The following is an 11,212-nucleotide window of genomic DNA, read 5'->3' on the forward strand; positions in this document are numbered from 1 at the left end:
GGGTCTCTCGGGAAGAGTCCCTGAGAAGGAGTAGATCCGTGATGACCCGTTCCGTGCGCCGGACCCGCCGCACCCGCAAGATGCTGCAGGTGACCGGTGTGAGCGCCGCCGCACTGCTGGCCCTGAGCGCCTGCTCCTCGTCGGCCACGTCGGCCACGTCGGCCACGTCGGACTCCTCGGCCTCCTCCGGCTCCTCCGCGTCCGCCTCCCCCAAGCTGTCCGGCACGGTCACCGTGTTCGCGGCGGCCTCGCTGAAGGAGAGCTTCACGGCGCTGGGCGAGGAGTTCGAGAAGGCGCACCCGGGCACGAAGGTCACCTTCAGCTTCGGCGGCAGCGACAGCCTCGCCGCGAGCATCACCGGCGGCGCTCCGGCGGACGTGTTCGCCTCCGCCAGCCCCAAGACGATGAAGATCGTCACGGACGCGGGGGACGCCACGGGGACGCCCGCCACCTTCGTCCGCAACCAGCTCGAGATCGCGACCCTGCCGGGCAACCCCGACAAGGTCGCCTCCCTGAAGGACCTGACGAAGTCCGGCCTCAAGGTGGTGCTGTGCGACAAGACGGTGCCGTGCGGCGCGGCCGCCCAGAAGGCGCTGGACGCCAGCAAGCTGAAGCTCACGCCGGTCTCGTACGAGCAGGACGTCAAGGCCGCCCTGACAAAGGTCGAGCTGAAGGAGGCCGACGCGGCCGTCGTCTACAAGACCGATGTGAAGGCCGCGGGTGACAAGGTGGAGGGCGTGGAGTTCCCCGAGTCGGCCAACGCCGTCAACGACTACCCGATCGTCCGGCTCAAGGACGCGAAGAACACCGCCGCCGCCGAGGCGTTCATCGCGCTGGTGCGGTCCGCCGAGGGCCAGAAGGTCCTGACCGAGGCCGGGTTCCTCCAGCCGTGACCCCGCTCGACGAGTCCGGCGCCGCGTCCGACACCCTGACGGGCGGACCGCGGCGCCGGCGCGGCCGGGCGGCGGCCCCGCGGCGGCGCAGTCCCGTTCCGCTGCCGTTGCTGCTGCCCGCGCTGGCCGGTCTGGCGTTCCTGATCCTGCCGCTCGTCGCGCTGCTCGTGCGCACCCCGTGGTCCACCCTGCCGGACCAGTTGACCAGCGCGGCGGTGTGGCAGGCGCTGCGGCTGTCCCTGCTGTGCGCGACGGCGGCCACCGCGGTGAGCCTGCTGCTCGGGGTGCCGCTGGCCTGGCTGCTGGCCCGGGTGGAGTTCCGCGGCCGTGGACTGCTGCGCGCGCTGGTCACCCTGCCGCTGGTGCTGCCGCCGGTGGTCGGCGGTGTGGCGCTGCTGATGGCGCTCGGCCGCAACGGCGTCGTCGGGAAGTGGCTGGACGCCTGGTTCGGGATCACCCTGCCCTTCACCACCGCCGGGGTCGTGGTCGCCGAGGCGTTCGTCGCCATGCCGTTCCTCGTGATCAGCGTCGAGGGCACGCTGCGGGCCGCCGACCCGCGCTACGAGGAGGCCGCCACGACGCTGGGCGCGTCCCGGTTCACCGCGTTCCGCCGGGTCACCCTGCCGCTGATCGCGCCCGGGGTCGCCGCGGGCGCGGTCCTCGCCTGGGCGCGGGCGCTGGGCGAGTTCGGCGCGACGATCACCTTCGCGGGCAACTTCCCCGGCCGCACCCAGACCATGCCACTCGCCGTGTACCTGGCCCTGCAGAGCGACCCGGAGGCGGCGATCGCCCTCAGCCTGGTCCTGCTGGCCGTCTCGATCGCGGTCCTCGCGGGCCTGCGCGACCGCTGGATGACCGCCTCATGACCGACAACGAGAAGACCGCCCGGACCGCACCCGACACCGGCAGTGGTGCCGGCGGTGGTGCCGGCGGTGGTGCCGGCAGTGGTACCGACGGTGATGAAGGGCTCGACGCCCGTCTCGTGGTCGACCGGGGCCGCTTCCGCCTCGACGTCACGCTGACGGCCGCGCCCGGTGACGTGGTCGCCCTGCTCGGCCCGAACGGCGCGGGCAAGACCACCGCCCTGCGCGCGCTGGCCGGTCTCGTCCCCCTCACGGAGGGGCACCTGCGGCTCGACGGCGACGCGCTGGAGCGTACGCCGCCCGAGTCCCGCCCGGTCGGTGTCGTCTTCCAGGACTATCTGCTCTTCCCCCACCTGAGCGCCCTGGACAACGTGGCCTTCGGCCCGCGCTGCCACGGCGCGGGGAAGGCGGCGGCCCGAGCGCAGGCCGCCGAGTGGCTGGCGCGGATGGGCCTCACCGAGCACGCGGCGGCGAAGCCGCGCCGTCTCTCCGGCGGCCAGGCCCAGCGCGTCGCGCTCGCCCGCGCCCTGGCCACCCACCCCCGGCTGCTGCTCCTCGACGAGCCCCTCGCCGCCCTCGACGCCCGCACCCGCCTCGACGTCCGCGCCCAACTCCGGCGTCATCTCGCCGACTTCGAGGCCGTCGCCGTACTCGTCACGCACGATCCGCTGGACGCCATGGTCCTGGCCGACCGGCTGGTCGTCGTCGAGGACGGGCACGTGGTGCAGGAGGGCACCCCGGGCGACATCGCGCGCCACCCGCGCACCGACTACATCGCCCACCTCGTCGGCCTCAACCTCTACCAGGGACGCGCCGACGGCCACACCGTACGACTCGACACCGGACCCGCGATCACCACCACCGAGATCCTCACCGGTCCGGTCTTCGTCACCTTCCCGCCGAGCGCGGTGACTCTGTACCGCGACCGGCCCACCGGCACCAGCGCCCGCAACCTCTGGCACTGCGAGGTGGCCGGCCTGGAGACCCACGGCGACCGCATCCGCGCCGACCTCACCGGTGAACTCCCCCTCGCCGCAGACCTCACGACGGTCGCCGCCGCCGAACTGGGCCTGCACCCGGGCGCCCCGGTCTGGGCCACGGTCAAGGCGGCCCAGACCCACGCCTACCCGGCCTGACGGGCCGGATCACGCCGCGCTCTTCGCCACAAGTCCCTTGAGCGCGATGTTGAGTTGGAGGACGTTGACGCGGGGTTCGCCGATGAAGCCGAGGGTGCGGCCGTCGGTGTGGGCGTCGACCAGTTCCCGCACCCGGGCGACGGACAGGCCGTTGCGCTGGGCGATCCGGTGGACCTGGAGGTCCGCGTACTGCGGGGAGATGTCCGGGTCCAGACCGGAACCGGAGGACGTCACCGCGTCGGCGGGCACGTCGGACGGCTTGACCGTGTAGCCGCCGACCGAGTTGTCCTTGATGACGGCCTTCTTGGCGGCGGTCACCCAGTCGATCAGGTCCTTGTTGTCACCGGACCGGTTCGTCGCGCCCGACAGGATCAACTTGTACTGCGTGTTCACGCCGTTGGTGCCCAGCCCGTTCTGCGGGCGTCCCTGGAACCACTTCAGGTCGGGCTCCGGAGTCTCCTGCCCCTTCTTCAACGGCAGGTTGTACGACTGCCCGATCAGGGAAGGGCCGACGACCCTGCCGTCCGCCCTGACCTCCGAGCCGTTCGCCTGGCCGGGGAAGACCGCTTGTGCGATGCCGGTGACGGCGAGCGGGTAGAGAATGCCCGTCACCACGGTCAGCACCAGCAGCGCGCGCAGGCCCGCCCCCAGCAACCGGGCCGTGTTCGTTACCGAGTTGTTCATGGGGATCAGCACGCTTTCGAAGAGTTACAGCCCGGGGATGAGGGAGATGAGCAGGTCGATGAGTTTGATGCCGATGAAGGGGGCGATCAGGCCGCCGATGCCGTAGATCCCGAGGTTGCGGCGCAGCATCCGGTCGGCGCTCATCGGCCGGTAGCGCACCCCCCGCAGGGCGAGCGGCACCAGCGCGATGATGATCAGCGCGTTTGAAGATGACGGCGGACAGGATCGCGGAGTCCGGCGAGGACAGCGCGCGAACCCCCGCACCACCGCGACGGCGATGCCGACGGCCGCCGACACGAAGTTCTGCACCGCGAACCCGGCCGTCTGCACGACATGGCCCACGGCCTGCTCGCCGTAGTAGGACTGCCAGTTGGTGTTCGTCACGAGCGACACGGCGGTGTTGAACGCCTGGTCCGGATCGATCGCGGAGAAGCCGAGCGAACCGGGCAGATGCCCTTGCAGCCGCTGGAGCAGATAGAGGAACAGGACGCTCACGGCCGAGAAGGCCAGCACCCCGCGCAGATACGCGGGCCAGCGCATCTCCGTGTTGGGGTCGGCTCCGATGCCCTTGTAGATCCACTTCTCGACACGCCAGTGCCTGTCGGAGGAGTAGAACCAGAAGAAGAGGTTCGAAATCGTTCGGACGGTCCGAGCAAAGCGCTTCTCCGGCGAGATCCGGCCACCGTTGACGGGTCCCATACGGCAGCCCGCACGCCCTTGACGCAACCCATACGTGAGGGGAGGGGAACGACTGCTTCCCCTCCCCTCACGCCCTCTTCTCACCCCTTCTTCACGAGCCCGGCCAGGGCCCGCCGCTCAGCCTTCCGTCAGGGTGATGTCCCGCTCCTGCGCCGCGTGGAAGTGGGGCAGGGGCAGGCCGCCCGCGGGGCGCAGCTCCATCAGCGTGGCCTCGACGTGGGCCGCGCCGGGGTCGAGGTCGTTCGGGGTGGCCTTGCCGGTGTTCACCCAGGCGTGCTCGGCCCCGTCGCACACGGCACGGGTGCCGCCGATGCCGTGCTTGACGTCGTGGGACTTCTGGCCGACGGAGGAGCTGACGAGGACGGGACCCGTGTTGCCGACGCAGCGGTAGGTGCCCGAGAGCGTCACGGTGCCGTCGTCGGCGATACGGCCCACCGGGTCGACGGTGACGGACTCCGACGGGACGGCGGCGGCGGTGGCGGTGACCGCGGGGGCGGCCAGCAGAAGCAGGGCGGCACCGGCGGCCATGGACAGAGCAGGGCGCAAAGACATGGTCGCGGTCGTGGACATGGACGTGGACATGGAAGAACCTCCTGTTGTGGGGGCTCCACTGGTACCGGGTGGGCGCGCCCGCGGCGGTGATCGTCACTCCTTCGGCGGCGAGTCCGCGCCCCGCGTCGACGAACCGTCCCGGAGTCCGTTGCACCGATGGTGACCAGCAGCGATACCGAAGAACTAAGATGATCAACGTGTCCGACCAGCCCGCACCCCGGTCTCTCATCGTCACGCTCTACGGCGCGTACGGCCGCTTCGCGCCGGGCCCGGTGCCCGTCGCCGAGCTGATCCGGCTGCTCGCCGCGGCCGGCGTCGACGCGCCCTCCGTACGCTCCTCGGTGTCCCGGCTGAAGCGGCGCGGACTGCTGCTGCCCGCCCGTACGGCGCAGGGCGCGGCCGGGTACGAACTCTCCGACGAGGCACGGCAGTTGCTCGACGACGGCGACCGGCGCATCTACGCCACGGCGCCCCCCGCGGACGAGGGCTGGGTGCTGGCGGTGTTCTCGGTCCCGGAGTCGGAGCGGCAGAAGCGGCACGTGCTGCGGTCGCGGCTCGCGGGTCTGGGCTTCGGTACGGCGACTCCGGGCGTGTGGATCGCCCCGGCGCGGCTGTACGACGAGACCCGGCACACTCTCCGGCGGCTGCACCTCGACCCGTACGTCGACCTCTTCCGCGGCGAGCACCTCGGCTTCGCGCCGACCGCCGAGGCCGTCGCCCGCTGGTGGGACCTGGCGGCGATCGCCAAGGAGCACGAGACGTTCCTCGACCGCCACGCGCACGTCCTGCACGCCTGGCAGCAGCGGCCGGACACCCCGCCGGAGGAGGCCTACCGCGACTACCTCCTGGCCCTGGACTCCTGGCGCCACCTGCCCTACACCGACCCCGGCCTGCCCGCCCGCCTGCTGCCGCAGGACTGGCCGGGAACCCGCTCGGCGGCGGTGTTCCACGAGCTGCACGAGCGGCTGCGCGACGCGGGGGCGGAGTTCGCCGGGGTCCGCGTTCCCTGAGGTCGGCGGGTCTACAGGTGGGCGGGTCGGCGGCAGGTCGGCGCACGACATGGTCCCGTCACACACGTCACCGGTCGTCAATAAGCCGGTAACAACGGGATCAGGTGCGCGAGGGGGACCGTTGGTCCGGGTAAGCGGCCGGTAGCGGGATCGAGAGTCCCGTACGGCGACCACCGGGCGTCTGTGCCGGAGGCCGCCGCTACCATTCATAAAGTTGAAAGCAGGACCGACCGATGCCGATCACGGGGACCTGCGCCATGAACGGACTCGCCTTGCACGAACGCCCCTCCGACGCCGCCTCCTCCTGGCGTATCGCACTGCCGCACTCCGCCGCGGCCGTGCCGGTGGCCCGCGCGCTGGTCCGTACGGCGCTGGCGGAGCTGGAGCACGCGGCGGACAGCGACACCGCGGAGCTGCTCACCGCCGAGCTGGTGGCGAACGCCGTGGAGCACACCACCGGGGACGACCCGATAGAGCTGGTGGTGGAGCTGCGGCCGACCGGCTGCCAGGTCGAGGTGCACGACCCCGACCCGGTGCCGCCCGGCGACCTCACCCGCCCGTGCGGCGAGACGCCCGACCCCTGGCAGGAGCACGGCCGCGGACTGCTGCTGATCCGCGCCCTCAGCTCGTCCTGCGGACACCGGCCCACGGACCGCGGCAAGGCGGTGTGGTTCAGGCTGGCCGCCGTCCCACCGCAGTGGCGCCCGCGTCACGTGTGACGTGTGACGTGTGACGTTCGGCACGCCACCGAACAGACGGGTCAGGGTCAGGGTCAGGGTCAGGGTCAGGGTCAGGGTCAGGGTCAGGGTCAGGGTCAGGGTCAGGCCAGGGTCGCCACGAGTACGGCCTTGATGGTGTGCAGGCGGTTCTCCGCCTCGTCGAAGACGACCGAGTACTCCGACTCGAAGACCTCGTCGGTGACTTCGAGGGAGTCGAGGCCGTGGCTGTCGTATATGTCCTGGCCGACCTTCGTGCCCAGGTCGTGGAAGGCCGGCAGGCAGTGCAGGAACCGGACGTCCGGGTTGCCGGTCGCGCGCAGGACGTCCATCGTGACGGCGTACGGGGCGAGGGCGGTGATCCGCTCGTCCCAGACCGCCTTCGGCTCGCCCATGGAGACCCACACGTCGGTGGCGACGAAGTCGGCGCCGGCCACGCCCTCGGCGACGTCCTCGGTGAGCAGGACCCGGGCGCCCGAGACCTCGGCCAGCTCACGGGCCCGGGTGACGACCTCGTCGGCGGGCCAGTACGCCTTGGGCGCGACGATCCGGACGTCCATCCCGAGCAGCGCCCCGGTGACCAGGTAGGAGTTGCCCATGTTGAAGCGGGCGTCGCCGAGGTAGGCGAAGGCGATCCCGGTCAGCGGCTTGGCGCTGTGCTCGGTCATGGTGAGCACGTCGGCCAGCATCTGGGTGGGGTGCCAGTCGTCGGTGAGCCCGTTGTAGACGGGGACCCCGGCGTACGCGGCGAGCTCCTCGACCTTCTGCTGGCTGGCGCCGCGGTACTCGATGCCGTCGTACATCCGCCCCAGCACGCGCGCGGTGTCCTTCACGGACTCCTTGTGGCCGATCTGCGAACCCGCCGGGTCGAGATACGTGGTCGAGGCGCCCTGGTCGGCGGCGGCGACCTCGAACGCGCAGCGGGTGCGCGTCGAGGTCTTCTCGAAGATCAGCGCGATGTTCTTGCCGTGCAGATGCCGCGTCTCGGTCCCGGCCTTCTTGGCGGCCTTCAGCTCGGCGGCCAGCTCGATCAGGCCGCGCAGCTCCTGCGCCGTGAAGTCCAGCTCCTTGAGGAAGTGGCGCCCGGCGAGGGCGGTCGGGACAGTCGCCATGGGGGCGCTCCAGAGGTACGAGAACAGGACAAGATGATGCGGGACCATGGAAGTCTATACGACGATCAGCATTTCTATACAGCCCCCTGGAACACCCCGCACGGCCGGCGCTATACGGCCGCCCGTTCGACCGGGCAGCTCATGCAGCGCGGGCCGCCCCTCCCCCGGCCCAGCTCGCTGCCCGGGATCTCGATCACCTCGATGCCCTGTTTGCGCAGGTGGGTGTTTGTGGTGACGTTGCGCTCATAGGCGACGACGACACCGGGCTCCACGGCGAGGACGTTGCAGCCGTCGTCCCACTGCTCGCGTTCGGCGGCGTGCACGTCCTGGGTGGCGGTGAGCACGCGGATCTCGCTGAGGCCGAGTGCGGCGGCGATCGCGCGGTGCATGTGCTCCGGGGGGTGGTCGGTGACCTTGAGCTCCTTCTCGCCGACGCCCGGTTCGATGGTGTACGACCGGAGCATGCCGAGGCCCGCGTACTGGGTGAAGACGTCGCCGTCGACCATCGTCATCACGGTGTCGAGGTGCATGAACGCGCGCCGCTTCGGCATGTCGAGGGCCACGATGGTCTCGGCGGACCCCGCGGCGAACAGCTTGTGCGCGAGCATCTCGACGGCCTGCGGGGTGGTGCGCTCGCTCATGCCGATCAGTACGGCGCCGTTGCCGATGACGAGGACGTCACCGCCCTCGATGGTGGACGGATAGTCGGCCTGCCCCTCGGACCAGACGTGGAACGTCTCGCCGCGGAAGAGCGGATGGTGCCGGTAGATCGCCTCGAAGTGGACGGTCTCGCGCTGCCGGGCCGGCCAGCGCATGGAGTTGATGGCGACGCCGTCGTAGATCCAGGCGGAGGTGTCGCGGGTGAAGAGGTGGTTGGGGAGCGGGTCGAGGAGGAAGTCGTCGAGGTCCATGACGTGGAAGCGCACGGACGTCGGCTCGGGATGCGCCTGCAGGAACTCCCGCTTGGTCATGCCGCCGACGAGCGCCTCCGCCAGTTCCGGGGCGGGGAGGGTCTCGAAGGCGGCGCGGAGGTGGTCGGTGGCGAGCACCCCGTACTCCTTCTCGTCGAAGACGCGGTCCAGGACGAGCCCTCTGGCCGCCGGGAGCGCCAGCGCCTCGGTGAGCAGGTCGCCGAAGAGGTGGACGGCGACGCCCCGGTCGCGCAGCACGTCGGCGAACCCGTCGTGCTCGGCGCGCGCCCGGCGCACCCAGAGCACGTCGTCGAAGAGCAGCGCATCCTTGTTGCTGGGGGTGAGCCTCTTGAGCTCGAGATCCGGCCGGTGCAGGATGACGCGGCGCAGCCGCCCGGTCTCGGAGTCGACATGGAATCCCATGTCTCCATCCTGACCATCGGGGACCGACTTCACCCGCCGCCCGACCGTTTCCGCGACCGTTTCTGCGACCGTTTCTGCGACCCCTTCCGCGCCTGCTCTTGTTTTCGTCCTCTTGACGACAACCACCCCACCCGATTATCGTCTCGCTGACGACAACGGAGGGATCACTCATGGCCGACATCACCCGGCGGCTGGGCTGGCGTCATCTGCGCGGCGCACCGACGGCACACGTCCGCCACCACCGCTCGGGCAAGCTGGTGCACGACGGGCCGGGGCTCAGTTTCTGGTTCCGCTCGCTGAGCGCCGCGCTCTCCGAAGTGCCGGTGGACGACCGGGAGTTGGCGATGACCTTCCACGCCCGTACGGTCGACTTCCAGGACGTGGCGGTGCAGGCGACGGTGACCTACCGGATCAGCGACCCGGCCGTGGCCGCCGCCCGCCTCGACTTCTCCGTCGACCCGGACACCGGGGTGTGGCGCAGCGCGCCCCTGGAACAGCTCGGCACCCTGCTGACGGAGACCGCGCAGCAGCACGCCCTGGACGTCCTCGCGCGTACGTCGCTGTCGTCGGCGCTGGTGGACGGAGTGACGGCGGTGCGGGAGCGGGTCGCGGCGGGACTGGCGGCGGAGCCGCGGCTGCCGGCCACCGGCATCGAGATCGTGGCCGTCCGGGTCGTCGCGCTGCGCCCGGAGCCGGAGGTGGAGCGGGCGCTGCGGACCCCGGCGCGCGAGCAGATCCAGCAGGAGGCCGACCGGGCGACGTACGAACGGCGCGCGGTGGCCGTCGAGCGGGAGCGCGCCATCGCCGAGAACGAACTCGCCAGCCAGATCGAACTGGCCCGCCGCGAGGAGCAGTTGGTCGAGCAGCGCGGTACGAACGCCCGCCGGGAGGCCGAGGAGAACGCGGCCGCGGACAAGGTACGCGCGGAGGCGGAGGCAACGCGGACGGTACGGCTCGCGGATGCGGAGGCCGCCCGCTCGGTGAAACTGGCGGAGGCCGAGGCGCAGCGCTCGGAGCGGCTGACCCTGGCGGAGGCGTCGCGCACGGTCCGGCTCGCGGAGGCGGAGGCCGCCCGGGTGGTCCAACTGGCCCGTGCCGAGGCGGAGTCGGCGCGTGAGGTCGGCGAGGCGCGGGCGCAGGCGCAGGCGGCGTGGCTGCGGGTGCACGGGGATGTCGACGTGGCGACCCTGCACGCTCTCACCGGGACGCGGCTCGCGGAGAACCTGCCGCACATCGACAGCGTGACGATCTCGCCGGACGTCCTGACCGGACTCCTGTCGCGGCTCGGCGCGGGGGACCGGGAGTGAGTCTCGCCCCGCGGGCCGTGCTGGTCCACCGCACCACGGAGTACGAGGAGTTGGTGGCCCGGCACGGCACGCACGGCCAGGCCGCCTTCTTCCTCTCCTCGCGGGGCCGCGACATCGAGGAGATCGCCGAACGCCACCGCCGCACCCGGCGGGCACTGGCCGAGGTGACGGCGGCGATTCCCCTGACCTGGCGTCAGACCCGGGTGGAACGAACCGACTTGGACCGCTTCCTCTTCGCACCCGAGGACGTGGTGGTCGTGGTCGGCCAGGACGGACTGGTGGCGAACGCCGCCAAGTACCTGGCCGGACAACCGGTGGTGGGCATCGACACGGACCCCGGCCGCAACCCGGGCGTCCTGGTCCGCCACCGCCCGGCCGACGCCCGCACGCTCCTGCCCTCCGTGCTCGCGCCCGGCACCGGCACGACCGACCTGACCATGGTCGAGGCGGTCGCCGACGACACCCAGCGGCTGCTGGCCCTCAACGAGATCTACCTCGGCGCTCCGGGCCACCAGACCGCCCGCTACCGCCTGGGCCTCGACGACGACGGGGGTGCCGTCGAGGCCCAGGCTTCTTCCGGGGTGCTGGTGGGCACGGGCACGGGGGCGACCGGCTGGATCCGCTCGGTCTGGCAGGAACGGTCCGCCGGCGACACCGGTCTGCGGCTCCCGGCCCCGACGGAGGACCGCCTGGTGTGGTTCGTACGCGAGGCCTGGCCGTCCCCCGCCACCGGCACCTCCCTGGTCGCCGGCGAACTCACCCCCGACGCCCGCCTCACCCTCACCGTCGAATCAGAACGCCTCATCGCCTTCGGCGACGGCATCGAGACCGACGCGGTGGAGCTGACATGGGGGCAGCGGGTGCGGGTGGGGCGAGCGGGAACGGCACTGCGGCTCGTGGGGTGAG

General features: G+C 71.6%; 11 protein-coding genes and 1 pseudogene. 7 read left to right on the plus strand and 5 right to left on the minus strand.

Translation table 11 applies throughout. The annotated features are described in order from the left end of the window. Positions 1-41 precede the first annotated feature (41 nt). The 3 genes from modA to BMZ82_RS16220 are packed head-to-tail and all read left to right on the plus strand — an operon-like array spanning position 42 to position 2,892. A complete protein-coding gene (gene modA / locus BMZ82_RS16210) occupies positions 42-893 on the plus strand; it encodes a molybdate ABC transporter substrate-binding protein (RefSeq protein ID WP_093776225.1) in 852 nt (283 codons plus the stop codon). Further along, complete coding sequence (modB, locus tag BMZ82_RS16215) at positions 890-1,759, plus strand: molybdate ABC transporter permease subunit (protein ID WP_093776226.1); 870 nt, start codon at positions 890-892, stop codon at positions 1,757-1,759. Before modA ends, modB begins: the two co-directional genes overlap by 4 nt. Next, positions 1,756-2,892 (plus strand): ABC transporter ATP-binding protein, encoded by a 1,137-nt coding sequence (locus tag BMZ82_RS16220; protein WP_093776227.1) that lies wholly within the window; start codon positions 1,756-1,758, stop codon positions 2,890-2,892. The genes modB and BMZ82_RS16220 overlap by 4 nt, the downstream gene beginning before the upstream one ends. Before the next feature lie 9 nt (positions 2,893-2,901). Here BMZ82_RS16220 and BMZ82_RS16225 read toward each other — a convergent pair whose 3' ends face one another. From BMZ82_RS16225 to BMZ82_RS16235, 3 genes and pseudogenes are all read right to left on the minus strand, one after another. Then, on the minus strand, positions 2,902-3,576 hold the full coding sequence (locus tag BMZ82_RS16225) for a potassium-transporting ATPase subunit C (RefSeq protein WP_177244517.1): 675 nt from the start codon (positions 3,574-3,576) through the stop codon (positions 2,902-2,904). A 246-nt stretch (positions 3,577-3,822) separates the two neighbouring features. Further along, positions 3,823-4,191 (minus strand): annotated as a pseudogene (locus BMZ82_RS16230) (potassium-transporting ATPase subunit KdpA); the annotation flags it as partial. A gap of 201 nt (positions 4,192-4,392) precedes the next feature. Beyond that, positions 4,393-4,827: a DUF6299 family protein gene (locus tag BMZ82_RS16235; protein ID WP_093776313.1), complete on the minus strand. Its 435-nt coding sequence runs from the start codon at positions 4,825-4,827 to the stop codon at positions 4,393-4,395. A 188-nt stretch (positions 4,828-5,015) separates the two neighbouring features. Between BMZ82_RS16235 and BMZ82_RS16240 the strand changes: the two genes are divergently transcribed. After that, positions 5,016-5,837 carry a PaaX family transcriptional regulator gene (locus BMZ82_RS16240; protein WP_093776230.1) on the plus strand — a complete coding sequence of 274 codons (822 nt, stop codon included), beginning with the start codon at positions 5,016-5,018 and terminating at the stop codon, positions 5,835-5,837. 257 nt (positions 5,838-6,094) lie between these two features. Beyond that, complete coding sequence (locus tag BMZ82_RS16245; protein ID WP_093776315.1) at positions 6,095-6,556, plus strand: ATP-binding protein; 462 nt, start codon at positions 6,095-6,097, stop codon at positions 6,554-6,556. 101 nt (positions 6,557-6,657) lie between these two features. On the opposite strand, the gene argF is transcribed toward BMZ82_RS16245, so the two are convergent. Both argF and BMZ82_RS16255 read right to left on the minus strand, forming a co-directional pair. Beyond that, on the minus strand, positions 6,658-7,665 hold the full coding sequence (argF, locus tag BMZ82_RS16250; RefSeq protein ID WP_093776231.1) for an ornithine carbamoyltransferase: 1,008 nt from the start codon (positions 7,663-7,665) through the stop codon (positions 6,658-6,660). 110 nt (positions 7,666-7,775) lie between these two features. Then, positions 7,776-8,999, minus strand: a complete 1,224-nt coding sequence (locus tag BMZ82_RS16255; RefSeq protein ID WP_093776233.1) for an arginine deiminase — start codon at positions 8,997-8,999, stop codon at positions 7,776-7,778. Between the two features lie 170 nt (positions 9,000-9,169). Between BMZ82_RS16255 and BMZ82_RS16260 the strand changes: the two genes are divergently transcribed. Both BMZ82_RS16260 and BMZ82_RS16265 read left to right on the plus strand, forming a co-directional pair. After that, positions 9,170-10,306: an SPFH domain-containing protein gene (locus BMZ82_RS16260; RefSeq protein WP_093776235.1), complete on the plus strand. Its 1,137-nt coding sequence runs from the start codon at positions 9,170-9,172 to the stop codon at positions 10,304-10,306. Then, a complete protein-coding gene (locus BMZ82_RS16265) occupies positions 10,303-11,211 on the plus strand; it encodes a diacylglycerol kinase catalytic domain-containing protein (RefSeq protein ID WP_093776237.1) in 909 nt (302 codons plus the stop codon). The genes BMZ82_RS16260 and BMZ82_RS16265 overlap by 4 nt, the downstream gene beginning before the upstream one ends. Position 11,212 lies beyond the last annotated feature (1 nt).

The sequence above is a fragment of the Streptomyces sp. yr375 genome, from assembly GCF_900110755.1.
In the GTDB taxonomy this organism is placed as follows: domain Bacteria; phylum Actinomycetota; class Actinomycetes; order Streptomycetales; family Streptomycetaceae; genus Streptomyces.

What these genes read in the sequence shown, in the direction of transcription:
- BMZ82_RS16235 (WP_093776313.1), bottom strand. Translation starts at nt 4,827, where the DNA reads ATGTCTTTGCGCCCTGCTCTGTCCATGGCCGCCGGTGCCGCCCTGCTT.
- BMZ82_RS16255 (WP_093776233.1), bottom strand. Translation starts at nt 8,999, where the DNA reads ATGGGATTCCATGTCGACTCCGAGACCGGGCGGCTGCGCCGCGTCATC.
- BMZ82_RS16225 (WP_177244517.1), bottom strand. Translation starts at nt 3,576, where the DNA reads ATGAACAACTCGGTAACGAACACGGCCCGGTTGCTGGGGGCGGGCCTG.
- BMZ82_RS16220 (WP_093776227.1), top strand. Translation starts at nt 1,756, where the DNA reads ATGACCGACAACGAGAAGACCGCCCGGACCGCACCCGACACCGGCAGT.
- modA (WP_093776225.1), top strand. Translation starts at nt 42, where the DNA reads ATGACCCGTTCCGTGCGCCGGACCCGCCGCACCCGCAAGATGCTGCAG.
- BMZ82_RS16260 (WP_093776235.1), top strand. Translation starts at nt 9,170, where the DNA reads ATGGCCGACATCACCCGGCGGCTGGGCTGGCGTCATCTGCGCGGCGCA.
- argF (WP_093776231.1), bottom strand. Translation starts at nt 7,665, where the DNA reads ATGGCGACTGTCCCGACCGCCCTCGCCGGGCGCCACTTCCTCAAGGAG.
- BMZ82_RS16245 (WP_093776315.1), top strand. Translation starts at nt 6,095, where the DNA reads ATGAACGGACTCGCCTTGCACGAACGCCCCTCCGACGCCGCCTCCTCC.
- BMZ82_RS16240 (WP_093776230.1), top strand. Translation starts at nt 5,016, where the DNA reads ATGATCAACGTGTCCGACCAGCCCGCACCCCGGTCTCTCATCGTCACG.